The organism is Patescibacteria group bacterium (assembly GCA_004297735.1).
Taxonomy (GTDB): domain Bacteria; phylum Patescibacteriota; class Saccharimonadia; order UBA4664; family SCTI01; genus SCTI01.
In genome coordinates this window covers 434743-459088 of sequence record SCTI01000002.1, presented here as the reverse complement: position 1 = coordinate 459088, position 24346 = coordinate 434743, and the positions used below count along the sequence as shown (strand labels likewise).

Below are 24346 nucleotides of genomic sequence, written 5' to 3'. Positions count from 1 at the left end.
GGTGTCTAGCGGGTAATGGTGCAGATGATGTTGACGCCTTGTTCTCGGCCGCCGTAGCAGCGTTCAATCTGGCTGCAGCGGCCACCCGCGCGTTGAATCTCGCCTATCAACTGCTTTTGGGGTGGGAACTCAAACACCGCCGAACGAGACAGCTCACTTATTAGTAAGTCGACCAGCCCGACCATTAATAACTTGGGGTGGAGCAGGCGCCACCAACGGTCATGGCGTAGATGCTCCTGCACAATCACCTTACTACCCGGCGCGATCGAGGTGGTCATGACAATCCGACCGGTTGGCTTAACCACCCGCAAGCACTGCCGCCACAACTCTTCACGATTCGGTACCGCGTAGGCCACATTTACTAGAGCCACTCGATCATATGATGCGTCGGGCTGTAAACCTAAAAACTCAATCAGCTCACTATTAACCAGCTCGGCTCTTCCGCCCAGCTTGCGCCGAGCTCGCGACAGCATCACGCTCGAACTATCCACCCCAACCAATTCTGCACCCTCGGTCGGCTCGACCAACTGCAATAAATTACCGGTACCGCAACCAACATCTAAAAGCCTGTTGGCACTACTCAGTTCTAACCGGTCTCGCGTCAGCTCAAGCAAATGCCGATAAGGATAGAGGTTGAGTAAACCGTCGTAAACCAAACCGTATACCTGCCACAATCCTGAAACCAGTTGTTTGACCCCAACGATTCGACCAAACGATACGATAATGCTCAAACCGATCCAGGCCCATATTAGTTGAACCAATAAATTTGGTAGCCTACTAGCAAATACTAGCGGTATGACGTAAGGAACAAAAATAATCAGCCGGTAGAGTGCAAAATCAAGCCAAAATCGACCATTGGTTAAGCGGAAGTCTGGCTGGCTTGCCGCTACCACCAAGCGAATTAGCAACCTCCAAGCCGGCTTAAAGGTAACAACCCATGCCACCGCAAATCCTAAAGCAATCATCCAATCAGTCATACTGCCTCAGCAAAAAATGATCGTCAGCGGTAAAGAAGGCTAGTAGCTCGCGATACAAAAATCGTCGCCCCGGATGCCAACTGCGGCGGGCCTCGCGCCGCAACCGCGCCTCCCCCTCCTCTACTTTAAGCATAACCGGAATGATTTCTTCACCGGTATACGGCGTGGGTGGTCCAATCTGGATTAGAGTTGAGCCAAACAGCTGCTGCAGTCGCTTTAGTAAGGCCGGACTACAAGCCATCAGCCATAGCTTATCCCCTCGATCGCGGCTATGTCGCCACATTTCGCGATAAAGCAGTAAGCTAGCCACCATGCCAAAGCCCCGCCTCTTAACCAAGGCCGACACCTCTACACATTGTGACGGCAGATAACCCTGAATTTCTTGGCGATATTTTTGCTCAATACTAGCTTGTTGAAGCAGGGGAAGGTCACTACCACCTTTTTTATGACTACGAATATGACGAGCAGAAGCTACCACCTCCTCTTTGCCACCTTCGTTTATGCGTGTGGTCACAAAATAGGTTGAACCGTCTTTATGTGGATCAGCTATATCATTTATTTTTCCGTCGCCATTAACATCTTGTTCATAAATGTAGCCCTTCGCCAAATAAACCTCGGCATGAAGTCGCTGGGCGGCATCTAGATGGCCAGGGTGATCGGTAATGTAGGATCGCAAACGCTGCTCGGGCTTACCCAGGATATGGCGATGCAGTCGGCTGTAGAAAAGTCGCTTCATAAGAGGTTTGCGTTTTGCTTCTAAATCTATGATCATAATAACAGCTTGATGAACCGTAGCAAATCAAACACCATTACCGACCCCGCCCCTGAATCACTGCTTGAGAGCCGGTGGTTTGTTGCTATGGTGGTTATCACCCAGTCCATTCTTTGGCTACCAACTCGCATGGTCGCGCCTCTGTTTGTCCGCAAGTCCCAATCGCTCTGGCAACCAACCCATATTAATCGTGACCGCCCCTTAATCATATCGTCCAACCACCAGTGTCGTATGGACCACTTCTTGGTCTTAAGCAGCTTGCCCTGGCGAGCCTACTTTAAGCTAATGCCGTATCGTTTTTTTACCGCTAACGACCTTTTCTTTTTTCCACTCAATATTATTTTGTTACTGTGCGGTAGCTTTCCAGCCTTTCAGCACAAACGCCTGCCTTACGGCTTACGAGTTGCCGAACAATTGCTATTAAAAAGCCAAACCATTTTTATTTTTCCAGAAGGCAAGCGATCGCCGTGGCGGGGCAGGCCGGCCAGATCTGGAGTTGCAGTACTAGCCCAAAATGTTGACTGCGATATCCTGCCAGCTAGCGTTTTATGGCATAAACGTGGCTGGATTCGCCAGTGCAGCGTGGTAATTGGCCAACCGGTATCGGCCCAAAATTTAACTGCGCAGAAGATTCTAGACCTGTCCTTCAAGCTAGGGAAACACCACCGTATCTGATAGCCATGATATTATAGTTTCATCATGGACATTAACGCCCTTTACGCCCTACTTGCCACTACCGCCGTTAGCCTAATTGCGGTTTTGGTAATTGTAGCCATTCCGCAACGCTGGGTCAGGCAGCATGAGCTGTACTTTTTGAGCTTTGCCGGCGGAGTTTTATTAACCAGTTCCATTCTGCAATTTGTACCAGAAGCGATCGAGGCTAATCCAGGTAGTCCGGCACCCCTCTACGCCGCTTTATTTGGATTTGTAACCTTCTTTTACCTAGACCGTCTGTTTAGCCGTCTGCACCACCACCCTCAAACCGATGACGGGTCAGGTCACCCTCACAAAGACCACGTGCGGCCGGCCGGGTGGCTGGTTGTGGTTGGCGACGGACTACACAACTTGGTTGATGGTATTGCCATTGCGATTGCCTTTTTGGCCGATCCAGCCCTGGGTTTTGCCGCCACTCTGGCAATTGCCGCTCACGAAATTCCCCAAGAAGTGGCCGATTACGCCATCCTCACTAAGGCTGGCATGAGCAAGATGCGGGCTCTAGTCTTAAATGGGCTATCTGGGCTTACCGCTGTATTAGGAGCTGTGATGGTTATCCTAGTGGGGGAGATTACCGAGCCAACTCAAGGCCTCTTACTTGGTCTGGCCGCCGGTATGTTTTTGTACATTGCCGCCGCCGATATTATTCCCGACTTGCAGCACCGACGCCACAGTGGCGGCAAGTTGACTCTGCCCTTTTTAGTTGGAATCGGCACTATTGTTTTAATCAGTGTATTCATGCCACATACTCACGGCGGCGAAGGGCAACATACTTTAAATATTGAGACATCACAAAGTAATGAATTTTAAGCGCGCGTTTACTTTTGGGGTTGGGGTATTTTTATTATCGGTTATTCTTTATCATCCCGAAGCCACCAGTTCTTGGCTTGCTACCGCCAACTATATCGGCGGTCTTCCGTTACCACTTATTGCCTACACCAATTTAGCTGAGCCAGTGGTTAAAAGCGCTGTTATCATCTCGGCTATTAACCTAATAATTAGCCTATTTGACCTCGTGGTTATTACAGGCGCAATATATCTCGTCTTCAGACTTATTCGAATAGTTCGTCACTAAACCTCTATAGGACTGTTTCTTCAACGATCTTAAGTAGTTTAGGGAACTTAACATACTCCGCGTTATCTTTAGCTGAAAAGTGGCCCTGGCCCGGAATCATAATAAACTCAGCCTCCAGCTTGCCGGCAATTCGTTTGGCCCCTTCAAGCGGACAGTGCGGGTCGTTATCGGAATGGATCACCACAAACCGTTTTGACTTAGACTTAATGGCCTCATAATCAAAATCCGCTTTCATGCCAACCAGCTTGTCCCATCCCAGATCACCTTCAAAGACTCCGACCATAAAACAGGCCTTTACTACGGCCTTAAACCGCTCATCATTTAAAAGCCCCAACACCTCAACCGCACCCGAAGAGTGGCCAACGATAATGGTCTCCTGACTGAACTCAAACTCTGAGCTCAGCAAAAAATCATTATAGCGCTCAATCGAAGGATAATCTGCACCCGGCAGATCTGGCACCCAGGCCTTGTAGCCCGCTTGCTCCAGCTGCTCCCCCAGCCAGCTAAACCAGTGGCTGGTGTGGTCGGCATCGGTACCATGTAAAATCAAAGCGTTCTTCATGCCTACCAGTATAGCAAGCTACTCTGCCGGGGCGCCAAACCAACTGTAGCTAAACTCGAGCGACTTGCGCGCCAGATCAATCCGAAAGTTCTCGTTGGCCCCGTGCATGTTGCAATCATCGTTTGCAAACGGCACAAGTAGGGGGTCAACTCCCAGCAGTCGTTGAAAATCGGCCACAATTGGGATCGCGCCACCAACGTAAGAGGTGACCACCTCCCCGCCATACGTCTCGGCTAGCAAGCCGCGGGATCGCTGAGCCGCCTCTGTTTTTAGGTTGAGCTCAACCGCGCCATGCTCGCCGGTCCAATCAATGGTTGCCACGGTATAATCTGGCAGCGCCGCGAGTAGGTGCGACTTAACCGCCTGTGCATTTTTCAACACATCCTGGCCTACCACCGTGCGAACATTAACTCTACCTTCAGCGGTGGCAGGCACAATGTTGGCATAACCAACGCCGGTATAACCGGAGTTAATGCCACTTATCTGCAGGGTCGGATACAGGCCGGTTTGAGTGTAGAAATCAACTTCGTTGGCCGTTACCAGCTGCTTTACACCAAAGTGCTGATCGGCATTCATGGTCTTAGCGATTTTGGCGTTGGCCAAGCGGATCGCTTCGGTCGGCTCAACCATGCCATCGTAAAAACCATCTACCAAAACGCGCCCTCGCTGATCGGTCAAGCTCGCCAAGGCGTCTGCAAGCACCTTGGCTGCATTCGGTACCGCGCCTCCAACCAAGCCGGAGTGCATATCGGTGCGAGCGGTCCGCACTTTAACCCGCAGGTTGTAACCACCGCGCAAGGTCGCTTCGAGCGTCGGTCGATTGTTGGTCATGTCGCCATCCGATACCAACAGCTCATCGCAAGCCAACAGCTCTTTGTTCTGCTCAATCATTCTGTCTAGGCAAGGGTTGGTGGTCTCTTCATTACCTTCAATCAAAAAGATTGTGTTTGCGTCTAACGAACCATCCTTGATGCGCTCAAATACCGCCACCATGTGAGCCAGTATCTGCCCTTTATTATCCACCGATCCGCGACCAATCAGTCGCCCCTTGTCCTCGCGCAGATCAAACGGATCGCCGTTCCATCCCTGGCTGACCTCGGCGGGCTGCACGTCGTAGTGGCCGTAAACCAGAGTTGTTCGCGGCTTTCCGGCGTCGTATCGCGCCACCACCACCGGGCTACACTCCTTGTCTGTAAGCAACGTTACCGTAAAGCCATTTTGCTCAAACAAATCCTTAAGCCACTTCACCGTCTTATCCATTTCCGGTAAAAACCGCTCGTCGGTAGAGATGCTTTTAAGCGCGACAAACTCTTTTAATAGCTTTGCGTAAGTCTTAAACATGATATTTCCTATATTACCTTATGTTGTGGGTGGAGCGCGCTATAAACGCGCCCCACCCAGTCGGCCAACCCAAACCAACTCAAGTTAACCGAGATGTCCTACGTTACTACAAGGTGGTAGCTGCTACCACTTGTGCGGATCGAACTCGAAGCCGTGCGGCATGAGCTCACCTCCTTTGGTCGTAGGTACAAAGAACCCGCTCTGGAGAGCGGGCGGGTGGTTTGTGTTTAAAGCTTTACGATTGCTTAATTTTGAGTAACACCAACCACCGGCTCGCCGTCCAGAGCGAGTCCAAAATGCCAAAACTTGTGGTTGGTTACTGTATTCATTGCAGGCAGCCTAGCACGCTGCCGTTTTGAATGTCAAACAGATAATTGCTGAATGAGCCCCTCAACAGATTTGCAATACCCAGCGTACAACACATCGCGACCAAGCTCGCTATCACGTGTCATCGCATATACCGGCTTGGCTTTAGCCAGGGCGTAACCAACCTCCAGCGTTACACTATTGCCGACTCTCCCCTCAGGATTAAACACAAATAAAACATCATAATCGTCTATTGCTTGATTATGCTCGTTAATAAACCTAAGCTGCAACTTGCGGCGATCCGCATCGGGCAGCTGGTTCCAGTCTTGAGGCTGCTTTTGTTGTGGCGCATACGCCTTAACGCCACGACCCTGTAACTCCTGAACCCACTGTGACATCTGATCCGCATACCGTAATGAGCCCGAAAACACGACACTCTTCATGCGCTAAATCTTCTCTACCGGCTGACGCAAAATCGTCTTCAACTTGTCTTCCGGTACGCGGCGCATATCACTCATATAAATTTCGTGATGCCTACCGGTCATCTTGTAACCGTGCTCCGGGATGTAGGTGTTGTGCATCTCACTTAGCACCGGGCCTTCGTTATCAAATGATCCAATGTGTAGCGTCTGTACGCATGTACCCTCAGCCAAAGTTTCTAGTCGAATCTTATCCAAATGCACCGGTACTTCTTTCTTGCTCGCAACTTTTTGCTTAGCCGCTTCAAACATTTCGTCGGTAATCCAGTCCGGCACCATCAGTAGCACCGTCCAGTCCCACTGGCTTTTGTCGCCAGACGCATACACCGACATATCATCTGCCCACCACAGCCCCTCCATTGGCGGGACCACGTAATCCTTATCCAGCTGCTGCTTGCTCATAAACTTGAGCGTGTAAGCCACCGGGTAAACCGCCTCAATTGCATGCGCAAAATCGGGTGCTTCAGGCGCGCCATGACCATCAACCATTAAGTACTGCATTGATGGCACCTCGAGCACTCGGAACTCACCGTGTTTTGCCTTGTATGAATCCAAACTCTTCTTAAAATCGACCTTCATGGTGAGCCCTCCGCTTATATCTCTATTTTACTCCGGTTTGTCTAGGCAACCAATTTGGCGCATAATAAAGGCATAAAGGGAGAGGTGATATGGCTAGCAACAAATATAACGCCGCGGCTAATGGTGGTGGTAACGCGGTCTACGGCTTAGGTTTAATTGGGGCGCTAGTTTACTACGTCCAGCATTCCGAGGGCATTTGGGGCTTTATCGTTGGGGTCTTTCAGGCTCTGGTCTGGCCAGCTTTTGTGATTTACGACCTAATTGGTTTTTTGGCTGGTAAGTAGTTAGCGACGATTTGCCTGAAGTGCAAAAATCAAGAAGCTACTCATTACCTTATCGCGGCTAATTCGCGAGCCCATGCCGGCCAGAGTATCGCCATACTGGTCTATCTTTGAATCGATTTTTTGCCACACCGGATCCCGGTTAAGCGTGCTCCAGGTCTGATTTTCAGCCCACATACCCTGAGTCTGTGGCGATTTATCGGCATGAATCGTCTTGGCAGAATCTAAAAACTGTTCATATTTTGCAGCTAGCCTCCGCGCGAAACCAGCCATCTCGCCCTCGCTCATGCCTTGTTCGCGCATCGCTTCAACCACCAGTTCGATTCCCTTACTGTCGGTGTATCCCGACTCGCCACGGAGCTCTCCCTCAATACCTGCCGCCTCATAGGCTGCCTTAAAGGCATCCCCTTCAGCCTTGGATGCCTGCCGCTCCTGGTCCTGTTGACCTTTAGCTGCTTCGGACGAATCTGGCAGCTGACTCTCACCCTTGCGCAGCTCCGAAAGTGCACGGTAGCGCTCCGCTATCATGGTGACATCGTAAGGCTCGTCAGCGCCACGTAACCTCTGAATGGTTTGGGTACTAAAACCAGTATCCTCTAGCTCATCAAGCTCAGCGTTAATTTGATCAACTCGATTCTCTAATTCCTGCTGGGCTCTACTGCTTAATTCACCTTTTCCAGCCGCGTAGTCAGCCAGCTCCATCGAAAGTGTCAGCGGGTCAATATCATCCCGCGCCTCTTCCGCTGACCGTTTTTGCCACTCCGCATATGTTATTCCCTGCTCCTGCGAGACCCTTTGATCAAGCTGGACCTGTGTGCCAATCTCCGCTGCCAGCGCAGCCGCCAACTCTCGGCTTGGGCCATGCTCTAATGCCGCCCTATCAGCTTTATCCCTATCATGATCAAGCGCTTCAACTATATCCTCTACCGTCTTGGCGCCCTCCGGGCGACTCGGCAGCTGCTGCTCTACTCCTGGTTTGGTTGGATTTTCGGGCGAATTCACAGTTACCTCAGCTTTCCGTCGATTCTATCACGACTGAGACCGACAAGTTTAGTGATTAAATCTTCTGAGAGCGGTTTTTCGACCGTAAACTGAACCGTTCCCTTTGATGTTTTGTGCTCCTGCAGTTCATCTGCCAACTCCTCAACCGGCATAGCGCCCGGGAACAAACTCATGTGGTCCTTAAAAGCTGCAAAGCTCACTAAATATTTCTTTTTGTATTTATACCCTGGCATGCCATAGGTTATTACCTCCTCGGCCTCGGGTGCAGTTTTAACAATAATTGCCTGAACCCGCCGCAGCTCGGTTTGCTGTGGCTCCGGTAGGTCTTTTAAGTAGTCGGCAACAACTCCCATGTCTGTATTATGGCATAATCACCAAGCTCGGTGGGCATCAAAAATATAAACTCTATGCCGCGCTCCTAAAATGTAGTATAACGATCTCAGCCGGCCCGGCTGTACCTTGCCTTTTTAACACCTCAACCCGAGAGGACAGTACGGTGTCCACCAATACTTCAACGCCCGAACAGCAGCTCGCTGTTGTCAAGCGGGCGATCGAGAAGTGCCGACCCCTACTGCAACACCTACCCGACAGCCAAAAGATCATCGATCTAATGGAGCTGGGCAAGAACCCTCACAGCATCAAGGGCAAAATCGATCCGCCCCTCAGCACTGGAACTCAGCTATTCACGGTTACAGCTGTTAACGGCTTCCACTACGAGCCGGAATCAGCGAACAGGGGTGAGCTCTACGAGATGGTCCTCGATACCAATGGGAAGCTAGCCGTTTGGGCGCGCACCCCACTGGAGGGCATAGATGATGCCTACCGGCACAGCTTCCGGACCCTCAGTGGTAAGGAGCTCATTTATCTGCTTGAGGTCAACCCGAACCTGGCGCAGGCCCTCGTCAATAAGCTGGGGGAACTGCTCCATAAGAGCGTGGTCAGCCTTCAAGACCTCCTACTTGAACACGACGAAGCCAGCACAGACATTGAAGAGATTGGTGCGGAGCTGAAAACCACTCCTCCTCTCGCGGCCTGAACTACTGTCCCGGTACGACCTAACGGTTGCGCCGGGGCAACCCGCAATTATTGCTCTACTTTAACCGTATCGCCGGCGCAAAAATAAAAACACCATCCCTGGTCGCCGCTTGACCGGCCTTACTAGGGTCGTCTTTAGCCCGGCGCGTTTGGCGGCAACCACATCGTTTAGCAGCCTATCGCCCACCATCATGATTTGGTGGGGAGGTACTGCTGCTGCCTCAGTAATACGATGGTAATATTTTTTTCGAGGTTTTTGGACCACCCGACTGGCGGGCACTACTACGGCTCCAATCGACTCGGCAATAGCACTAAGATCGCGTCGAGAATTGCTACCAATTAAAATATTCAGGCCGGCCTGACGCAAACTATTAATATGCTGAACTTTAAGCGCTGCAATCTGATTTTTACGACTCTGCACCAATGTTTCATCAACATCAAAAACCACGTAGCGCACGCCGGATTGGCGTAGCATAGCGACATCAATGTGCAGGACGGAGTCGACAACGTGGTGCGGACGTATAGCTGATTTAACTTTGGATTTGAACATGCAATAACTTAATCATTGGTAAATCATTATATACTAGGTTCAAAGGGGAGTTATTATGCAATTTTCTATACGCTGGCGTCTACTCGCCTTACTGGGTGTAATCTTTTATCTCCTCACCTTTTTTGCACTGTTTTATTTGGTGCTTTTTAATATAGTGTTCATGTCGTTATTTATTGCTACCACGCTGGTTCTATCGTACGCCGGATGGCTAATGTTTACCGGTCATGGTGGCCGGTTCCGCGGCGGGCTTGGTTTAGCCGGCATTAGCGCTATTTTATTGATAGTCGAACTGGTTGCCTTTGCACGGGAGCCAGGCAACACCCGCGTTTTGGCCATAACCGTAATTATGGGCCTATTTTATTCTGGTCTATTTGCGGCTTTACGCAGGCAATATTGGCAAGAACGTAGACTTCAAGGAGAATCGCAGCGCCAATCTCCTTTTAAAAAGCCGGTTCTAATAATCAACCCCAAGTCCGGCGATGGCCGGGCCGTTAAAGCCGGACTTGCCGCCGCGGCCGAAAAGCAGGGCATAAAGGTGGTTACCACCACGCCAGGAAGTAAAATCGAGCAGCTCGCACAAGCAGCGGTTGATGACGGCGCCGATGTGCTCGGTATTTCTGGAGGAGATGGCAGTATTGGCGCAATCGCTCAAATCGCGATCAGCAACAACCTGCCCCTGGTGGTTCTACCAGGCGGAACTCGTTGTCATTTTGCTCGCGATATTGGTCTGGACCCGAACCGGTTGGTTGACGCCCTAGCGGGTTTTTATGGGGTTGAGCGAAGAATTGATGTCGCTAAAATTAACAACCGAATATTTTTAAACAACGCCTCGTTTGGTATTTACGCGGATATGGTTGATCAACCTCAATACCGCGCCCATAAGATACAGGCCGCCAGGAATGTGCTTCAAGATTTATTAACCGGCAAAAAACCGGCTTACGATTTAAAATTTACCATGGGTAAAAAGCGGTACTCACAAGCCGTAGTGGTTTTAATCGGAGTCAACCGCTACAACACTATGAGCTTATTTGAGCTTGGCCATCGCCAGCAGCTCGATGGTGGCGTGCTTCAAATTAATGTTGTACCAACAATCGATGACGCTATGGTCCGCCAGCTGCTCCGGAATATTGGACTTAAACAACTTTCCAACAATGGCGCAAACTCCAGCCTACAACAAGTCGAGCTATCCAGCTTTAAAATTAACAGCTCCAATTACTCGATCGTAGTTGGTGTTGATGGCGAACGCGAAACCTACAACGCTCCAATTACCGTTACCTGCTTGCCAAAGGCACTCAGGCTTTATGTCCCAGCCGAAGGCGACCGTCCTCGTCCTGGCAGCATATTTAAATTAACAATGCTCCAACAAATGTGGGGCGCTATCACCGGCCGGTTGCGTTGAATTATCGTTACTAACTTTTTACTTATCGGTTTTTAATACCATCAAGGCGTAGCTCATTGCTATCGTCATTGTGAGAGCCACCGCTCCCAACGTGCTTATCGCCAATCATCGGACCCTTTTTAATAACGTGAACCAAGGCCATCGCGTGCCCACGTCCAAGATCAAAATCTTGCTTTAACCAGTCTACTATCTCCCCCGCTTTAGTATCTTTGTCAAAGCCTTTGGCCTGAGCTAGCTCAATCAACTCATTTGGCGTTTTGCCGGTTTTTTGTTCAATGTTGTCTAAATAGGCTTGAAATGACATAGGCCAACCATTCTTGGGTTAATAATTTACCTACATGATATCAAAAATAATTACTTAAAGTGATGCGACCCCGATGGGCCGGAGCCGCATCGGGGTCGTGAAGTGTTTAGCCCGAAGGGCCATAGGAGGGAGTCATGTACTCCGTCGGGTGGCGGAGCATCTTGCGCGTCAGCCGACGGCTGTAGAACATGTCCCCATCCACGTAGCCCTGAATTCGAAGCGGACGACTCTTCGCCATCCTCCGAAGCGAGCTAATTGCAAACTTGCCGTAAGCCTCACAGCGACCGACGGACGGACCGGAGTCCGCATAGCCTTCCGCCACAGCGACCCAGCCCTTACCCCTGAACCGACGCTGCAACTCCAGCTTGCAGTGATGCTCTTCTTGGTCGGCGAGCGGAAAGCCGACCTGGACATACACCACGTGAGTAGGAACATCGTAGTACAGGTTGATCCCGTCCGGGACCGCTGGCGCACCGCCAGCATTAGCCTGGCTCACGATCAGCGACAGCAAAGCAGCCGCGACTACCGAAATACATCGGGCGTTAAGCAACGAGTCTCCTTATCGGAATGCGAGTTTCACTAAACTCATACCTGGTTTAGCGTCATATATTATAGCATAAGTTGTATAAAATAGCAAGTATAATTCCTGGAGGGCCATCTGGGATTCGAACCCAGGACACGAAGATTAAGAGTCTTCTGCTCTAACCAACTGAGCTAATGGCCCATGTAAATGGCGCGCTCGGAGAGATTCGAACTCCCGACACCTTGGTCCGAAGCCAAGTGCTCTATCCACTGAGCTACGAGCGCTCGTAGCGCGTCCTTAGACCGAGAAATAATACCACTTATTGATGAGTTTGACCAGCCCCAACGACCATCGCAACGTGTGCAATGATCGTTAGGGCTTTTGATTTCACGCGGCTATCAGGCGGCTACCAACCAGCTCGCACAGCTCCGACTCAACCTGTAGTCGGTAAACATCACCAGGGCGAGGACTGGGCGTCTGCTGGATGCGACAGTCGAGGAAGTTGGCCAGACTCGGAGCTGCCTGAAAATCCTCGCAGACGATCACCAGATCGAAGCCGGCATAGCCGACCAGCTGACGCTCAGCTTCGACAATGAAGTTGTGGCGGTGACCGGCGATGTACGGAACCTGGAGTTTGCAGACAGGGGCCTCCAAACCGAACCTTTCACATAGACCGGTGACGGTCTCGCTGGCGTACAACTCCTTGGTGTAGACCACCAGAATGCGCGGTGCGTCCATGTTCCACACAATGTCGTTGTACAGCCCGTCGATGTCGCCATCTGGACCAATGGCTGTAACGAGCAACACCGTGCGCTCGTCACCAAAATCGCAGTTCTTCCTGCGCCGGAGGGCTTCCAATCTTTGGAGCAAACCCATCACGTGCTTCCTCCTAGTAGGGGACGGCGATAATTCTACGATAATGCAAGCATAAGTGCAAGTGGGCGATGGCGACAGTCAAACCGTCGCCATCTTTTAGTAGTTCTCGCTGCGGAGCTCGTCCGGCAGGTTGGCGGTATCACAAACATCAAACCAGCCATCTGCCGTCGTGGCCTCATGACACAGGTCCGCGAGTAGGGGCAGTTGGTGATCCCGACTGGTTCGAGCACTTTGTGTGATCGCAAGCCACACCGGACCTTGATCGCCGACCTCGCTCAGGTGAAAGGAATGAATCTCCGGAGGCAACACTCCCGGCCGAGTTCGCATGCTGACGCCATAACTGTTGATCATCAGCAGCCAACGGTCATCACCAACCGCTCGCAACCACAACGGATCGCGTCCGGCAAACTTGGCGTGGACAGCGTCAAAGTCATCCTTGAGCTGCCGATCTGCATCGGTGGGTTCAATCGATGTTTTCAGGATAGACCAGCCTTAAGTTGAGTTTTACATGAACTACGTTGCTGTATTGTAGCATTAAAAATAATTGCGTTGGCCGGTTCCGACGGACTTTCGTCTATCGGAACCGGTTGTGAGCCTTACGACTCGTCGGGCTCGAGCAAAGCATCGACCTCCTCGGGGTTGTCGAGCGTGATGCGCTCGAACGCCCGCTTGCCGAGTGCGGTGAGCCGGTAGTGGTGCTCGATGGCGCCCCGAGCCGGCGTCGTGTCGAACTCGGCGATCATCCCCAGTTCGAGGAGCTTTCGCGCGTGGTAGCTGACGGTTCCGAGCGGTTCGTCGATGAAGTCAGCCACCTTGCTGGGGCTGCTCATCGCCTTGTCGCCGACCGAAAGGCAGATGATCACCTGTCGCCGCTGCGGATGACCGAGCGCCTTGGTGATCGCCACCGCCTCAGTCTTGGCCTGCTCGCTCTTTCGAGTCTGCTTCGGCTTCTCGCGAAGCTTCACCTTGGACTGCTTGGCCATGATGACCCACTTTCTAAAGTCGAGGTGCGTTGTCCCGCTATTTAATTACGAGATTGCATATAATAACATATTTACTTTAAAAACACAAGTATTATTCAGTAATTATTGCTGGTGCGCCCGGAGGGACTCGAACCCCCGGCCTTTGGTACCGGAAACCAACGCTCTATCCAACTGAGCTACGGGCGCACAACCGCCTCATTATATCTAGGTTAAGTAATAATCTAAAGTGACGGGCCGCCGTTACCGACTTCGTAATGAGGAGCCGGGGGCTGGTACGGCTTTTGGGGTTTTTCCTGCGGAATATTGAGGGTTATACCCGAAACCATACCAATTACGATTGCAACATAGTTAGCCCAGTGCAGCTCAGCCTTATCCAGCTTACCGTCTTTAAGCTGAACCAGCTGGAGATAACGAACTGGCATCGAGGCAAGCATGACTATACCAAGAATGGTGCTTTGCAGGCCCAAGAGCCCCCAGGTTTCAATAAGATGATCGCGCACTAGCTGGCGACTCCGCTTTAACGCCGCGACCGGACCAAGATCTTCGTGAATTGCGGCGAGGGATGCCAGCGCAAACCAAGCCATAAAGATGAAGCCTGGGATGATAAACAAGATGAATCCGCCTATCACCGCTAAGGCGTAGAGCAAACCGACTACAAACAGTTTAGGAATTAGCCGAATCGCTCGCTTACTGCCTTCACCGATACTTAATCGCTGACCCTGCGCCGCCGCCAGCATAATCACCAGCAGGAAATTCTGAATATAAAGAGCATACAGCGAGAACAGTAAAAGCAGCAATAAAAGCCCTCCGAACAACGCCGCACCCCCGCTCAAACCGCTATAAACCATGCCGGCCGCCACAATCACCGCGATCACAAAGAAGAGCGCTATCACAAAAAGCGAAACTATTGCGAACACCAAGCCACGAATGTTGAGCTTGTAGGCCTCCAGCGACGCGGTTATTAAATTAAATGGGTTTGACTCGTACTTTACTGGGATCGGATTTTTGGTGGTTTTTGCCGTTGCCATAGGTTTTCTTTCTTATTGCCCCTATCATACCATATTGCTTATGTTGCGCTAGTACGAAACCGTTTGGCGCGCTACAATGGTAGCGATGAAGAATACCATATCGATCACCGGCGGCAAGCCCCTACATGGCACAGTCACAATTGGTGGCGCCAAAAACGCGATTAGCAAGATGATGATCGCTAGCCTACTAACCGATCAGCCGGTCACCCTCCGCAATGTACCGGACATTAGCGAGGTCGATATTACGGCCGACATTCTTGAAGCGGTTGGCGCTAGGGTGATTCGTGACGGTAATGAGCTTAACATACACACCCCCAAAATCACCAACACCAAGGTGGCTAAACAGAGCCGCCAAAATCGACTCAGCGTGTTAGCGATTTCGCCCCTGCTGCACCGCGCCGGTCACGCCGAGCTGCCGCTGGCTAGCGGCGACAACATTGGGCCACGCCCGGTCAACTTTCATATTAACGCCCTCAAACAAATGGGAGCGACGTTTGAAGAAAAGCAGGGTGAGTACGACGCCCAAACCACCGGCCTACACGGGGCTACGATTCATCTGCCCTTCCCTACCGTTATGGGTACCGAAAACATTATTCTGGCCGCCACTCTAGCTAAGGGTCGGACCTATATTCACAATGCCGCGATCGAACCGGAGATTGTAGATTTAATTAAGATGCTGCAGCAGATGGGAGCCATTATTGAGTTCCGTGCCAATCGCGTGATTATTATTGATGGGGTTGAGCGCCTTGGCGGCGTTGATTTTACGGTTATGCCCGACCGCATGGAGGCCGCCTCCTACGCGGTCGCCGCTATTGCTACCGGAGGAGATATCCTGGTTAAGGGCGCCAAGCAGGATGATATGATCACCTTTCTTAACACTTTGCGGCGAGTGGGTGCAAGCTACCAAATCGAAAGTGATGGCATTCGGTTTGCGCGCGGCAACCAGCCGTTACGCGGTATTGAACTCGAAACCGACACTCATCCTGGCTTTATGACCGACTGGCAGCAGCCCATGGTGGTACTGCTAACTCAGGCTCAAGGTATGTCGGTGATTCACGAGACGGTGTTTGAGGATCGCTTTGGCTATACCGAAGCGCTGCGGCAAATGGGCGCCAATATTGGGGTGTTTTCTAAGTGCCTGGGGGAGTTGCACTGTCGCTTTAAGGGCAAAGGCTACAAGCACAGCGCTATTATTGGTGGCGCCACCCCTCTAACTGCAACCGATATTGAGATGCCCGACATTAGGGCCGGCATGGCCTACGTCATCGCCGCCCTGGTCGCGCCAGGAACCTCTCGCCTAAGTGGGGTTGAACATTTAATCCGCGGGTACGGCCCAACCGTTACCGATAAGCTATCCGCTATCGGTGCCGACTTTTCGACCGACTAACTTTTAACTTTGCCTTGCTGGCCGGCTGTTTACCGGTTTTTGCACCAGGAACCGCCGTTAATACTACGCCCTCCCACGGCTCTAGGTAGAGGTGCTGGGTGATGATTTCGCCATCGCGTTGACGGTTGGTTCCAATCTCAACCTGACCAACCAAACCGTTTATATCCTGTGGCTGTGATGACATATTTAATACCACCTTGGTCGCCTTGCCACGCTCCCAGGCCCACACGTTTGGCGCGACCGACAACGAACCATAACGGCCGGTCTGCAAGTCGGGCAAACGACGGCGCAAAGCCACTAAATCTCTGGTAAAGTTCCAGGTTGAGTCCTTGAGCTGCCACTGTGTACCCACGCTGTATTTGTTTAGATCACCAAACGGCAACCACGGCGTGACATCAGGATCGGTAAAGCCGCCGCCAGCAACATCGGCCCACGGCATCGGGGTACGAGCTCGATCTCGCCCAGGGTAGATTGGCCACAGTCGCCTCCCTACCGGATCCTTTAACTTCCATGGCGGTACGTTGGTGTTAACCAAGCCAATCTCATCACCGTAATAAAGCACCGGGGTTCCCCGTAAGGTCAACAGCATCATGAGTGCCAGACGCGCTCGCCGCGGATCGCCGGCGGCCCAACGACTCGGGAATCTTGGCTGATCATGGTTTGAACCGGTCCATACCGGCCAATCCGGGGCCACAATCGCCGCTTCGGTTCGCTCAACCACTCGGCGCAAGTCTTTAGCCCTAAACGGGGTGTGAATAAACATCAAGTTAAAGGCTAGTTGCAGCTCATCGTGCGAGCCGTAGTAGGAGGCGAGCTGACGCACGTTGTACAACAGAGTGCTCTCGCCCAGCAGCAGCTTGTGCTCTTTGTACGATTCCGCAATGTCGCGCCAGGACTTTAGGATGTCATGTAATTCCGGCCGCGAAATGTTATAAACCGGCCGCTGCCCCAGTAGTTTAACCTCTAGCCCGTCGTTATCGCGAACACCTGGATTGTCCCTAAAGCGATCGTCCTTAATCAGCATGTTAAACACATCTATCCTGAACCCATCAACGCCACGACCAAACCAAAACTTCATAATTTTCTCAAACTCCTGGCGCACTTTTGGATTGCGCCAGTTTAGGTCAGCTTGATCGGTAAGGAAGTTGTGTAAGTAGTACTGCTTGGTTGATGGATGGTACTTCCAGGCTCCACCGCCAAATGCGGAGCGCCAGTTTGACGGCGGCCGCCGCCCATACTTTGGATCGGCCCAGATATACCAATCCCGATAGGTTGCTCCTCGGCCGGTAAGAGCGTTTTGAAACCATGGGTGCTTAGTACTGGTGTGATTAGGTACAAAGTCGGTAATGACCTTGATCGAACGGCTGTGAGCTTCGGCAATGAGCTGATCAAAGTCCTCCAGCGTTCCCAAATCGGGATCAACATTGTAATAATCAATCACGTCGTAGCCCCAATCGGCGTTGGCGCTCACCGTTATGGGGGACAGCCAAATTCCGTCCACGCCCAGTTCTTGCAGGTAGTCCAGTTTAGCAATTACGCCCTGCAAATCGCCAATTCCGTCATCGTTGCTGTCAAAAAAAGAGCGCACGTAAATCTGGTAGATTAGTCCGCCCTTCCACCATTCGGTTGTTTCTAAACCAGCTGATCTCACCTCGCCATTCATATCAGCCGCTACTCAGAGTACTTAATTGCAAGAATCAACATCCAAACCACATAAACGTTTACTGTTAGCCCCAGTAAGCCCAAGGGGACGTATATAATCGGGAGCTCGGCCCCGACCAGCAACGGGTCGCCAAACATGCTCAGCCACAACGGCAAAAGCACCGTTAAGGTTAGCACCACCGTCCCCAGCAGTAAGACCAGCCAACCAGCCTTAACCACCAACGAGTGGGCACGGTGGCGCCAGCTGCCTTCTTCGTTAAGAAACTGCGTATCAATAACATAGTTGTTTCGCATCGATATTAAAACGTTGCTCACCGCGATGTAGCCAATGTAGGCCACACAAGCCACCGCCGCCCAAAACAGGCCAACCGACAGTTTTTCAATAAAAGGCAGCGAGCTGAGTTGTACCAATTGGTCATTTAGCGTCTGGCTAATGTCGGACTCCGGCACATAAGAGCCTTGAGCGGCTAGGGCTACCAATAAATTACGGTAAGCGATCACCATTATTGCCACGGCCACGCCCAGGCTCACAAAAACCTGAAGCGGGGTTGGTATAAAGATGCGCTTGAGGGTTTGGTTCAGATTGCCAAGCGGTTTCATGCTACTACTATATCAGTAATAGCGCTTATGATTCCAGATTAAGACCGGTAGTACCAATTGGTGCTGGGTTGAGGTTGGCGGCCTGGTCGGCTCTTTGCTTTGCCTTTTGCTCATGGCTATACAGCAGTGTGATTCGCCAAATAAACAGTATGGCCAGCGCGTTTAAGCCAAGATTAACCAGTAGGTTGGTGGTGGTTGGCAAAAACAGTGGCACCAGGAACACCAATATACTTTGAGCGATATACACAAACAGGCTGTTGCGCCCCATCGGCAGCAGCAACCAGCCAAGCCAACGATCGATTGCGGTTTCGTACTTACGGAACAAGACGTAAATGGTGGCGAACCAGAGCGCAGCCATCAAGATTCTTCCAGGCGCCAAAGACAGCTTATCGAACCAGTCGCCGGTTAGCGTGGCTAGACCTTGCAGACCGCCAACCAACTGAGCGCTTAAGCCGCTCGCCGGTGGGGATTGATGTAGCCATGGCCGGACATGAACCACCAGCACGCTCAGACTTACAGTTATGACGCTCAACGCCACCATCGATTGCCGCACCTGTCGACGGGTAATTGATGACCAGTTGCTCACCCATGCTTCTAGTGGTTTAAGATAGTAGCCGGCTATCATTCCGCCTGCAAACAACAGCTGCCAGGCCGCCACAAAGTTGCTACCGCGGAACCACCAAATTAGTAACGAACCGGCAATTAGCTGACGCCACCAACCTTTATGCAAGGCGTACAGCGCCAGTGGAGCCAGTGCCATACAGATCGCGTAGTGCGACAAAAAGTCGGCCCACCCGTAAAGGTACTGAAAGCTGAGCGACTGCCAAATTAAGGTCGGCCAGGATTGGCCAACCGCCAGTCCGGGTTTTAAGTCGGCGTGACCGATAAAGAGTAAGCCGATCGCGGTAAAGGCCAGCGTTAAACCAACCGCCCACAAATACAGCTGAGCCGCTCGCTGCCAAATTTTGTTCCGCACCTCGTTAAAAGGCCGCTTACGTAACTCTTTGCCGCGAATCAATCCAATCATCATTCCCGAAATAATAAAGAACCCTTCGGCGGCCGAGGCCCACAGCCAGCCCTTACCGGTTATAAGTTCAAACCCACCCGGAAACAGCGCCAAATGGTCAATTAAAATAACCACCAATAAGTAACCGCGCAATAAATCCAATGCTAAAATTCGGCTGCTGCCTTGAGTCTTACTCATACAAACAACCTACAACCCAAAACTGAGGATATCCTTAAAAACCACACTAGTGGTAGCTTAAAGCATTGGCATATTGACCACAAGCCTCAATAAAAACGACCCCTCCAGGGGGCCGTTTTTATTTGGGTGAAGGTCATCTTTCGTTAGTAGTAGGGTAGTTAAAGGTTGGCACCTCCCGGGCCGCCGTGACCGCGCATACCGCCGCCAGGACCTCCCATCATCAAGTAACCGGTTGGTATGCCGTTGGCTTTCTCCCAGGCCTCAATATCCGACTTGAGCTTATCCATCTCGGCCTTACGTTGCTCCATCAGCTGCTGACGCTCGGCTTCGGTTTTGCCGTCCATCGCATCTCTTTCCGCCTTCATTGATCCTCGCTTTTGCTCCATTTGAGCCTCAAGCTCTTTGTGCTTGGCTAGAATCTTCGCCTTTTGATCCTCGGTTAATTTACCATCCTTAACCGCCTGCGTTAGCCGCTGTTCATAACGCTGCTCACGCTCCGCCTCCCGCGCAGTATGGTCCTCATCGAACACCTTTTGGACCTCGTTCTTATCAACGTTAAAACGCTGAGAAATCTTATCTACCAAGCTAGTACCGGTAGTGCTGGTCTGCGCCGATGCCACGCCCACCATCGAGCCTAGCCCAATAACGGTAGCCGCCCCTGCCGCCACCATGGTTTTTCGTACGCGCATGGTTCCTCCTTATGCCTTAATGACATAGCCATACTACAAATTGAGTCTGAGAAAATGCTTAAACCGGCAAACTTTGTTTGGGCTGGTTGAGCGGTAAAGCTACCACCATGGTCGTACCCTTGCCGGTCTTGCTGCTAGCCGTGATCGTCCCGTGATGCATAGCGGCTATCTGTTTAGCAATCGATAGGCCAAGCCCATAGCCTTCAACCGATTTAGACCTAGAGGCATCGGCTCGGTAAAAGCGATCAAAAATTTTAGGCAAGTCCTGCTCTTTTATACCAATGCCATTATCCTTAACCTCGATCTCAGCGCGACGACCCACCCGCCGCACCGCTACCTCTATCTTGGGTTTGGCCTGACGATATTTCATCGCATTTTCGAGTAAGATCACCACCAGTGCCACCAGACTTTCCTGTTCACCCCGCAAGCTCACCTTGTCGCCGACCACCTTGATTACGGCACCGGTCTCCTTGGTTATGGCCTCCACTCGCTTAACCGCAATATCCAGTACCGTCTTGGTATCGGTTTGGGTAAATACCACTCGACCGCCGGCCTGGTAACGCGACAAAGTTAGTAGACTGTTCGCCAAACTGCGCAGCTTATCGATCTCCTCAAGATTACTTTCTAATAAGTTTTTGGCGTCCGCGACCCTGAGGCTTTTGTCGCGTAATGCCACCTCGATTTCGGTTCGCATGGCCGTTAGCGGCGTCCGTAGTTCATGTGAGGCATCGGCCGCAAAACGCGTCTGAGACTCCAGCGCGTCCTCAATCGGACGCAAAGTGCGACCAGCCAACCAGTAACTACCAACCCCTCCAACAACTAAAACAATCAGGTTTACCAGTAAAAGTTTAAAGGCAATGCGGTCTCGCCCCTGCTCCAACTGTTCGTCGTGAATCTGCAAAAAATCAGCCGTCGGTGGCAGGTAGCGAAACCGCGGCTGGTGCTGAATTGCCTCAATTTGCAAGCGTAAACTTTCATCCAGGGCGTTATACGAAACCTGGTATACCGCCGCGCTAAAACCAAGACTAATAATCATTAAGATGCCCAGGTAGGCGGCGGTTAGCTTAACAATGGCCGAACGAAACATTGCTTACTCCACCGCCAACTTATAGCCAAACCCCCTGGAGGTATGGATTAAATTTGGACCTTTAAACGGTTTATCTATCTTATTACGCAAGTAGCCAACGTACACCTCAACCGTATTTGGCAGCACATCGGAATCAAAATCCCATACATGCTGAATGATGTTGTTTTTGGTTAAAGTCTGGTTTTGGTTGCGCATCATATACTCTAGCAGCGCAAACTCCTTAGTCGTCAGCTCCACCTTTTTGCCCGCCCGTTTAACCTCATAGGTTGAGGTATCCAGCGTTAGATCATCAATCTTTAAAACCGTGCCGGTGCTTTCTTGCGGTCGGCGCATCAGTGCCCGCACCCGGGCCACCAGTTCCTCAAACGCGAACGGCTTTACTAAATAGTCGTCGGCGCCGGCATTCAACCCGCCAACTCGATCACCGACTCCGTCTTTGGCCGTCAGTAACAGTACTGGGGTGTGAATTTGTTGCCGACGGAGTTCCTTAACGATATCCACCCCCTCAAGTAGACCGGGGAGCATTCGATCAAAAATCATTACGTCGTACTGCTCAACCGTCGCCATCGACAATCCCTCGTCGCTATCGTAGGCAACATCAACCGCAAAAGACTCCTGCTCGAGTCCCTTTTTAATAGCGTCCGCAATCTTTTTTTCGTCTTCAACTACCAGAATTCGCATAATCCAATTGTACACCTGGTAGCTGAGGGTTTGCTGAAAGTTTGCTTCGACTCCTGCTACACTATAGTTATGATCAAGCTCAACCGAAATAGCCAGATAGCCCTTATTGCACTATTGGCTGTTGGGCCGCTAATCTGCCTCTCATTGCCCTTTATTCCTTACTTTGGTCTTGGTGGTTTTGCGTTCGCAGCTTACGGCCTCATTGCCCTAGCGGTTCTTGCAGTACTAGCCATCATACTTACCCGAGGCACCGTTCGAGTTTTGTCAATTATAGCTTTGCTATGGATAGTTGCAGTATACGCCTGGCTCGGCTATGGGTCAGAGCATATCTTTGATGGATTTACTTTTTAAAGCCACAACGGGTTATGCTTGGCCCCTTCTAGCTTATTACCCCAATCTTTAACCGCCTGGGGATATCCGCCATCATACTGCCCATACAGGCCAAACGGATCCCAAATCGCCGAAGGCTTACGGCTACGCGGCACTCGCTTACCAAACGTCATAAAGTGCAGATGCGGCTCGGTGTAGTAGGTGTAATCCATGCCACGAAAGTCCGGCCGGCCATCCTTGCCGATCTTAGCAAACTTCATACAACGCTGACCCCAGCCGCAACCGGTCATACCAAGCTCGCCAATCACCTCGCCGGCTTTGAGCTTTACCGCTACCGATGGCTTCCTATACTCACTGACCACCGCCCGCAGCACCGGCGAAAACGCCAGATCTCCGGTCGGCTTGTCTTGCTCATCCTTGAGCTCAACCGACTTGTAAAAAGGAATCTTTGGATTCACCCAATCAACGTGCGCAAACTGCGTGTACCGCCCCTTGCCGTGCCAACCTTGAATCACATAGCTGCCAAAAAAGATCGGGAACTCGCCCTTGCCAGCCGGTGCTTTCAAGTCGGTATTGCGCGGGTTACCCTTTAAGGCCCCCTCAAGACTCAACGTTTTGGGCGAGCCATCCTCATTGGTCAACGCAAACTCACCATAGGTTGCCACATAGTAGCCGTCGGCGGGAGCTAAAATTTTAGTCCCCCGTGGCGCATCAAAATCAATCGCCTTATGCGACTCAACTCCATGAAGCGCGATCTCGGCCGGATGGTATTTGTAGCCGGTGGCTATCACCGGTTCAACACCAGGTTCAAAAACCGGTCCAAGAAAAGGAGCAGGGTACCAGGGTTCACTCATGGTTTTATTATAGGGCAAATACCTACTGCAACAGCACGCTATAATTTGGCGTTTGGTTTAAGGCTGGAATCTGAGCCCGAAACAGCTGGTTGGTTAAACCAACATTACCACCAAAAGTTGCTCGCGGCGTATTACAGGATGTCTCCCAGGTTTGCAACACCACATTACCGTTTTCGCGCAGCTCGTAGGTGTAGCGGAAACCAGTAGGGCAGCTACTAGCTACCTGCTGTTGATCAGATTTGGTGCGCTTGCCAAATCCACTCACCTGTAAAGCGTCCATAAGCTGGGTAAAGGCGGCCGAATTATTAGGCAAGACCTCCGACTGAATAACCTCGTTGTTATAGGTTTTGTAAGCCGTGATTGAGCGCGAGCTTGGGCTCACGGTGATCATGCCCGAACGAAAGTTTTCGTTAGCCACCACCGGACCCTGAATCGTAATTCGCACCTCGGCGTTCGAGTTGTTGGCGTAGTCACTCACATTAACATCGTTAGCCCGCGGGAGTACCTGCGACTGCGGCATAAACAGCCGCAAGCCAAATACCACTACGATCGCCGCCCACACCAGAATAATCACTGCTATGACGATGCGCGTGCTCATCACTACTCCCAAGTTTTCTACCTCTATTATAGCTCAGGGAGCAATAAACCTGAAACACAAGCTATTATTGAGCCTTAGTATGCACCTTGTTGTATTCGCCAACCAGAGCAACTAAATTTTGCCACTTTACTTCCACCTCCCCGTTAACAAATTGGGGCGGTAGCTCTAATTCGCCCGCCAGGAGCGTTATTTCTTCAAAAAGTGAATCATTTAATTCCTCTATGAACATTGTTCGGGATATTGAATATGCGGCATCACGTAATGGCATTCTGCCTTCATTTTTAGCAGCTATCACCTTGTTGCAATACTTAATAAACAGCTCTGGCTTATCTTCCCTGGTAGCCTTTTGTAGCGCTCCCAGGTCTGCATCTACTAGGTGCGAAGAAGGAAAATTATATTCATCATAATAAGTCATATTTACACTCTTTTGATAACTAAATTGTAACAGTGGCACGAGCTAGTACAAGC

General features: G+C 51.2%; 32 protein-coding genes and 3 tRNA genes. 8 read left to right on the top strand and 27 right to left on the bottom strand.

Features of this window, described 5'->3' with window-relative positions:
- Nucleotides 1-5: 5 nt before the first annotated feature.
- Together EPO04_04130 and EPO04_04125 are read right to left on the bottom strand one after the other, a co-directional pair.
- A complete protein-coding gene (locus EPO04_04130) occupies nucleotides 6-977 on the bottom strand; it encodes a methyltransferase domain-containing protein (GenBank protein ID TAK89252.1) in 972 nt (323 codons plus the stop codon).
- Nucleotides 970-1713, bottom strand: a complete 744-nt coding sequence (locus tag EPO04_04125; GenBank protein ID TAK89251.1) for a hypothetical protein — start codon at nucleotides 1711-1713, stop codon at nucleotides 970-972. The genes EPO04_04130 and EPO04_04125 overlap by 8 nt, the downstream gene beginning before the upstream one ends.
- Before the next feature lie 48 nt (nucleotides 1714-1761).
- On the opposite strand from EPO04_04125, the gene EPO04_04120 reads away from it, so the two are divergent.
- The 3 genes from EPO04_04120 to EPO04_04110 are packed head-to-tail and all read left to right on the top strand — an operon-like array spanning nucleotide 1762 to nucleotide 3538.
- Nucleotides 1762-2424: a 1-acyl-sn-glycerol-3-phosphate acyltransferase gene (locus EPO04_04120; GenBank protein TAK89250.1), complete on the top strand. Its 663-nt coding sequence runs from the start codon at nucleotides 1762-1764 to the stop codon at nucleotides 2422-2424.
- A gap of 24 nt (nucleotides 2425-2448) precedes the next feature.
- A complete protein-coding gene (locus EPO04_04115; protein TAK89249.1) occupies nucleotides 2449-3273 on the top strand; it encodes a ZIP family metal transporter in 825 nt (274 codons plus the stop codon).
- Nucleotides 3263-3538, top strand: a complete 276-nt coding sequence (locus EPO04_04110; GenBank protein TAK89248.1) for a hypothetical protein — start codon at nucleotides 3263-3265, stop codon at nucleotides 3536-3538. Before EPO04_04115 ends, EPO04_04110 begins: the two co-directional genes overlap by 11 nt.
- A 4-nt stretch (nucleotides 3539-3542) precedes the next feature.
- On the opposite strand, the gene EPO04_04105 is transcribed toward EPO04_04110, so the two are convergent.
- The 4 genes from EPO04_04105 to EPO04_04090 all read right to left on the bottom strand — a co-directional run bounded on the left by EPO04_04105 (nucleotide 3543) and on the right by EPO04_04090 (nucleotide 6805).
- Complete coding sequence (locus EPO04_04105; protein ID TAK89247.1) at nucleotides 3543-4100, bottom strand: hypothetical protein; 558 nt, start codon at nucleotides 4098-4100, stop codon at nucleotides 3543-3545.
- Between the two features lie 18 nt (nucleotides 4101-4118).
- Entirely contained in the window at nucleotides 4119-5441 is a 1323-nt protein-coding gene (locus EPO04_04100; GenBank protein TAK89246.1) for a M20/M25/M40 family metallo-hydrolase, read from the bottom strand.
- A gap of 362 nt (nucleotides 5442-5803) precedes the next feature.
- Nucleotides 5804-6190: a hypothetical protein gene (locus tag EPO04_04095; protein TAK89245.1), complete on the bottom strand. Its 387-nt coding sequence runs from the start codon at nucleotides 6188-6190 to the stop codon at nucleotides 5804-5806.
- 3 nt (nucleotides 6191-6193) lie between these two features.
- A complete protein-coding gene (locus EPO04_04090; protein ID TAK89244.1) occupies nucleotides 6194-6805 on the bottom strand; it encodes a hypothetical protein in 612 nt (203 codons plus the stop codon).
- A gap of 89 nt (nucleotides 6806-6894) precedes the next feature.
- Between EPO04_04090 and EPO04_04085 the strand changes: the two genes are divergently transcribed.
- Complete coding sequence (locus EPO04_04085) at nucleotides 6895-7089, top strand: hypothetical protein (GenBank protein ID TAK89243.1); 195 nt, start codon at nucleotides 6895-6897, stop codon at nucleotides 7087-7089.
- Here the strand turns inward: EPO04_04085 and EPO04_04080 are convergent, their stop codons facing one another.
- Together EPO04_04080 and EPO04_04075 are read right to left on the bottom strand one after the other, a co-directional pair.
- Nucleotides 7090-8088: a hypothetical protein gene (locus EPO04_04080; protein ID TAK89242.1), complete on the bottom strand. Its 999-nt coding sequence runs from the start codon at nucleotides 8086-8088 to the stop codon at nucleotides 7090-7092.
- A gap of 2 nt (nucleotides 8089-8090) precedes the next feature.
- Complete coding sequence (locus tag EPO04_04075; protein TAK89241.1) at nucleotides 8091-8441, bottom strand: DUF1801 domain-containing protein; 351 nt, start codon at nucleotides 8439-8441, stop codon at nucleotides 8091-8093.
- A gap of 257 nt (nucleotides 8442-8698) precedes the next feature.
- Between EPO04_04075 and EPO04_04070 the strand changes: the two genes are divergently transcribed.
- Nucleotides 8699-9124, top strand: a complete 426-nt coding sequence (locus EPO04_04070; protein TAK89240.1) for a hypothetical protein — start codon at nucleotides 8699-8701, stop codon at nucleotides 9122-9124.
- Between the two features lie 60 nt (nucleotides 9125-9184).
- On the opposite strand, the gene EPO04_04065 is transcribed toward EPO04_04070, so the two are convergent.
- A complete protein-coding gene (locus EPO04_04065; GenBank protein TAK89239.1) occupies nucleotides 9185-9673 on the bottom strand; it encodes a YqeG family HAD IIIA-type phosphatase in 489 nt (162 codons plus the stop codon).
- Between the two features lie 55 nt (nucleotides 9674-9728).
- Here EPO04_04065 and EPO04_04060 point away from each other — a divergent pair, with 55 nt between their 5' ends.
- Nucleotides 9729-11072, top strand: coding sequence for a hypothetical protein (locus EPO04_04060; GenBank protein TAK89238.1), 1344 nt, complete (start codon nucleotides 9729-9731; stop codon nucleotides 11070-11072).
- A gap of 22 nt (nucleotides 11073-11094) precedes the next feature.
- Here EPO04_04060 and EPO04_04055 read toward each other — a convergent pair whose 3' ends face one another.
- The 9 genes from EPO04_04055 to EPO04_04015 all read right to left on the bottom strand — a co-directional run bounded on the left by EPO04_04055 (nucleotide 11095) and on the right by EPO04_04015 (nucleotide 14786).
- Entirely contained in the window at nucleotides 11095-11376 is a 282-nt protein-coding gene (locus EPO04_04055) for a DUF4287 domain-containing protein (protein TAK89237.1), read from the bottom strand.
- A gap of 106 nt (nucleotides 11377-11482) precedes the next feature.
- Entirely contained in the window at nucleotides 11483-11926 is a 444-nt protein-coding gene (locus EPO04_04050) for a hypothetical protein (protein ID TAK89236.1), read from the bottom strand.
- A 97-nt stretch (nucleotides 11927-12023) separates the two neighbouring features.
- A tRNA-Lys gene (locus tag EPO04_04045) sits at nucleotides 12024-12100 on the bottom strand.
- 7 nt (nucleotides 12101-12107) lie between these two features.
- Nucleotides 12108-12183, bottom strand: a tRNA-Arg gene (locus EPO04_04040).
- Nucleotides 12184-12286: 103 nt separating this feature from the next.
- The gene (locus EPO04_04035; GenBank protein ID TAK89235.1) at nucleotides 12287-12778 is read right to left on the bottom strand and encodes a hypothetical protein; all 492 of its coding nucleotides are present in this window, start codon (nucleotides 12776-12778) and stop codon (nucleotides 12287-12289) included.
- A gap of 93 nt (nucleotides 12779-12871) precedes the next feature.
- A complete protein-coding gene (locus tag EPO04_04030) occupies nucleotides 12872-13126 on the bottom strand; it encodes a hypothetical protein (GenBank protein ID TAK89234.1) in 255 nt (84 codons plus the stop codon).
- A 245-nt stretch (nucleotides 13127-13371) separates the two neighbouring features.
- Complete coding sequence (locus EPO04_04025; GenBank protein TAK89233.1) at nucleotides 13372-13758, bottom strand: ArsR family transcriptional regulator; 387 nt, start codon at nucleotides 13756-13758, stop codon at nucleotides 13372-13374.
- A gap of 109 nt (nucleotides 13759-13867) precedes the next feature.
- Nucleotides 13868-13944, bottom strand: a tRNA-Arg gene (locus tag EPO04_04020).
- A 35-nt stretch (nucleotides 13945-13979) separates the two neighbouring features.
- Entirely contained in the window at nucleotides 13980-14786 is an 807-nt protein-coding gene (locus tag EPO04_04015; protein ID TAK89232.1) for a hypothetical protein, read from the bottom strand.
- An 85-nt stretch (nucleotides 14787-14871) separates the two neighbouring features.
- On the opposite strand from EPO04_04015, the gene murA reads away from it, so the two are divergent.
- Nucleotides 14872-16173: a UDP-N-acetylglucosamine 1-carboxyvinyltransferase gene (gene murA, locus EPO04_04010; GenBank protein TAK89231.1), complete on the top strand. Its 1302-nt coding sequence runs from the start codon at nucleotides 14872-14874 to the stop codon at nucleotides 16171-16173.
- Here murA and EPO04_04005 read toward each other — a convergent pair.
- The 6 genes from EPO04_04005 to EPO04_03980 all read right to left on the bottom strand — a co-directional run bounded on the left by EPO04_04005 (nucleotide 16145) and on the right by EPO04_03980 (nucleotide 22096).
- Entirely contained in the window at nucleotides 16145-17836 is a 1692-nt protein-coding gene (locus EPO04_04005; GenBank protein ID TAK89230.1) for a DUF3459 domain-containing protein, read from the bottom strand. The genes murA and EPO04_04005 overlap by 29 nt on opposite strands.
- An 8-nt stretch (nucleotides 17837-17844) precedes the next feature.
- On the bottom strand, nucleotides 17845-18435 hold the full coding sequence (locus EPO04_04000; GenBank protein TAK89229.1) for a hypothetical protein: 591 nt from the start codon (nucleotides 18433-18435) through the stop codon (nucleotides 17845-17847).
- A gap of 25 nt (nucleotides 18436-18460) precedes the next feature.
- Complete coding sequence (locus EPO04_03995; protein ID TAK89228.1) at nucleotides 18461-19639, bottom strand: hypothetical protein; 1179 nt, start codon at nucleotides 19637-19639, stop codon at nucleotides 18461-18463.
- A gap of 158 nt (nucleotides 19640-19797) precedes the next feature.
- Nucleotides 19798-20328 (bottom strand): hypothetical protein, encoded by a 531-nt coding sequence (locus EPO04_03990; protein ID TAK89227.1) that lies wholly within the window; start codon nucleotides 20326-20328, stop codon nucleotides 19798-19800.
- A gap of 58 nt (nucleotides 20329-20386) precedes the next feature.
- On the bottom strand, nucleotides 20387-21415 hold the full coding sequence (locus tag EPO04_03985; protein TAK89226.1) for a HAMP domain-containing histidine kinase: 1029 nt from the start codon (nucleotides 21413-21415) through the stop codon (nucleotides 20387-20389).
- Between the two features lie 3 nt (nucleotides 21416-21418).
- Nucleotides 21419-22096, bottom strand: coding sequence for a response regulator transcription factor (locus EPO04_03980; protein ID TAK89225.1), 678 nt, complete (start codon nucleotides 22094-22096; stop codon nucleotides 21419-21421).
- 69 nt (nucleotides 22097-22165) lie between these two features.
- On the opposite strand from EPO04_03980, the gene EPO04_03975 reads away from it, so the two are divergent.
- Nucleotides 22166-22447: a hypothetical protein gene (locus EPO04_03975; GenBank protein ID TAK89224.1), complete on the top strand. Its 282-nt coding sequence runs from the start codon at nucleotides 22166-22168 to the stop codon at nucleotides 22445-22447.
- Here the strand turns inward: EPO04_03975 and EPO04_03970 are convergent.
- From EPO04_03970 to EPO04_03960, 3 genes are all read right to left on the bottom strand, one after another.
- A complete protein-coding gene (locus EPO04_03970) occupies nucleotides 22444-23280 on the bottom strand; it encodes a hypothetical protein (GenBank protein ID TAK89223.1) in 837 nt (278 codons plus the stop codon). The two genes, EPO04_03975 and EPO04_03970, sit on opposite strands and share 4 nt — an antisense overlap.
- Nucleotides 23281-23302: 22 nt before the next feature.
- Complete coding sequence (locus EPO04_03965) at nucleotides 23303-23878, bottom strand: hypothetical protein (protein TAK89222.1); 576 nt, start codon at nucleotides 23876-23878, stop codon at nucleotides 23303-23305.
- A gap of 64 nt (nucleotides 23879-23942) precedes the next feature.
- Nucleotides 23943-24293 (bottom strand): hypothetical protein, encoded by a 351-nt coding sequence (locus EPO04_03960; protein ID TAK89221.1) that lies wholly within the window; start codon nucleotides 24291-24293, stop codon nucleotides 23943-23945.
- Nucleotides 24294-24346: the final 53 nt, after the last annotated feature.

What these genes read in the sequence shown, in the direction of transcription:
- EPO04_04130 (TAK89252.1), bottom strand. Translation starts at nt 977, where the DNA reads ATGACTGATTGGATGATTGCTTTAGGATTTGCGGTGGCATGGGTTGTT.
- EPO04_04125 (TAK89251.1), bottom strand. Translation starts at nt 1,713, where the DNA reads ATGAAGCGACTTTTCTACAGCCGACTGCATCGCCATATCCTGGGTAAG.
- EPO04_04120 (TAK89250.1), top strand. Translation starts at nt 1,762, where the DNA reads ATGAACCGTAGCAAATCAAACACCATTACCGACCCCGCCCCTGAATCA.
- EPO04_04115 (TAK89249.1), top strand. Translation starts at nt 2,449, where the DNA reads ATGGACATTAACGCCCTTTACGCCCTACTTGCCACTACCGCCGTTAGC.
- EPO04_04110 (TAK89248.1), top strand. Translation starts at nt 3,263, where the DNA reads ATGAATTTTAAGCGCGCGTTTACTTTTGGGGTTGGGGTATTTTTATTA.
- EPO04_04105 (TAK89247.1), bottom strand. Translation starts at nt 4,100, where the DNA reads ATGAAGAACGCTTTGATTTTACATGGTACCGATGCCGACCACACCAGC.
- EPO04_04100 (TAK89246.1), bottom strand. Translation starts at nt 5,441, where the DNA reads ATGTTTAAGACTTACGCAAAGCTATTAAAAGAGTTTGTCGCGCTTAAA.
- EPO04_04095 (TAK89245.1), bottom strand. Translation starts at nt 6,190, where the DNA reads ATGAAGAGTGTCGTGTTTTCGGGCTCATTACGGTATGCGGATCAGATG.
- EPO04_04090 (TAK89244.1), bottom strand. Translation starts at nt 6,805, where the DNA reads ATGAAGGTCGATTTTAAGAAGAGTTTGGATTCATACAAGGCAAAACAC.
- EPO04_04085 (TAK89243.1), top strand. Translation starts at nt 6,895, where the DNA reads ATGGCTAGCAACAAATATAACGCCGCGGCTAATGGTGGTGGTAACGCG.
- EPO04_04075 (TAK89241.1), bottom strand. Translation starts at nt 8,441, where the DNA reads ATGGGAGTTGTTGCCGACTACTTAAAAGACCTACCGGAGCCACAGCAA.
- EPO04_04070 (TAK89240.1), top strand. Translation starts at nt 8,699, where the DNA reads ATGGAGCTGGGCAAGAACCCTCACAGCATCAAGGGCAAAATCGATCCG.
- EPO04_04065 (TAK89239.1), bottom strand. Translation starts at nt 9,673, where the DNA reads ATGTTCAAATCCAAAGTTAAATCAGCTATACGTCCGCACCACGTTGTC.
- EPO04_04060 (TAK89238.1), top strand. Translation starts at nt 9,729, where the DNA reads ATGCAATTTTCTATACGCTGGCGTCTACTCGCCTTACTGGGTGTAATC.
- EPO04_04055 (TAK89237.1), bottom strand. Translation starts at nt 11,376, where the DNA reads ATGTCATTTCAAGCCTATTTAGACAACATTGAACAAAAAACCGGCAAA.
- EPO04_04030 (TAK89234.1), bottom strand. Translation starts at nt 13,126, where the DNA reads ATGATCAACAGTTATGGCGTCAGCATGCGAACTCGGCCGGGAGTGTTG.
- EPO04_04025 (TAK89233.1), bottom strand. Translation starts at nt 13,758, where the DNA reads ATGGCCAAGCAGTCCAAGGTGAAGCTTCGCGAGAAGCCGAAGCAGACT.
- EPO04_04015 (TAK89232.1), bottom strand. Translation starts at nt 14,786, where the DNA reads ATGGCAACGGCAAAAACCACCAAAAATCCGATCCCAGTAAAGTACGAG.
- murA (TAK89231.1), top strand. Translation starts at nt 14,872, where the DNA reads ATGAAGAATACCATATCGATCACCGGCGGCAAGCCCCTACATGGCACA.
- EPO04_04005 (TAK89230.1), bottom strand. Translation starts at nt 17,836, where the DNA reads ATGAATGGCGAGGTGAGATCAGCTGGTTTAGAAACAACCGAATGGTGG.
- EPO04_04000 (TAK89229.1), bottom strand. Translation starts at nt 18,435, where the DNA reads ATGAAACCGCTTGGCAATCTGAACCAAACCCTCAAGCGCATCTTTATA.
- EPO04_03995 (TAK89228.1), bottom strand. Translation starts at nt 19,639, where the DNA reads ATGAGTAAGACTCAAGGCAGCAGCCGAATTTTAGCATTGGATTTATTG.
- EPO04_03990 (TAK89227.1), bottom strand. Translation starts at nt 20,328, where the DNA reads ATGCGCGTACGAAAAACCATGGTGGCGGCAGGGGCGGCTACCGTTATT.
- EPO04_03985 (TAK89226.1), bottom strand. Translation starts at nt 21,415, where the DNA reads ATGTTTCGTTCGGCCATTGTTAAGCTAACCGCCGCCTACCTGGGCATC.
- EPO04_03980 (TAK89225.1), bottom strand. Translation starts at nt 22,096, where the DNA reads ATGCGAATTCTGGTAGTTGAAGACGAAAAAAAGATTGCGGACGCTATT.
- EPO04_03975 (TAK89224.1), top strand. Translation starts at nt 22,166, where the DNA reads ATGATCAAGCTCAACCGAAATAGCCAGATAGCCCTTATTGCACTATTG.
- EPO04_03970 (TAK89223.1), bottom strand. Translation starts at nt 23,280, where the DNA reads ATGAGTGAACCCTGGTACCCTGCTCCTTTTCTTGGACCGGTTTTTGAA.
- EPO04_03965 (TAK89222.1), bottom strand. Translation starts at nt 23,878, where the DNA reads ATGAGCACGCGCATCGTCATAGCAGTGATTATTCTGGTGTGGGCGGCG.
- EPO04_03960 (TAK89221.1), bottom strand. Translation starts at nt 24,293, where the DNA reads ATGACTTATTATGATGAATATAATTTTCCTTCTTCGCACCTAGTAGAT.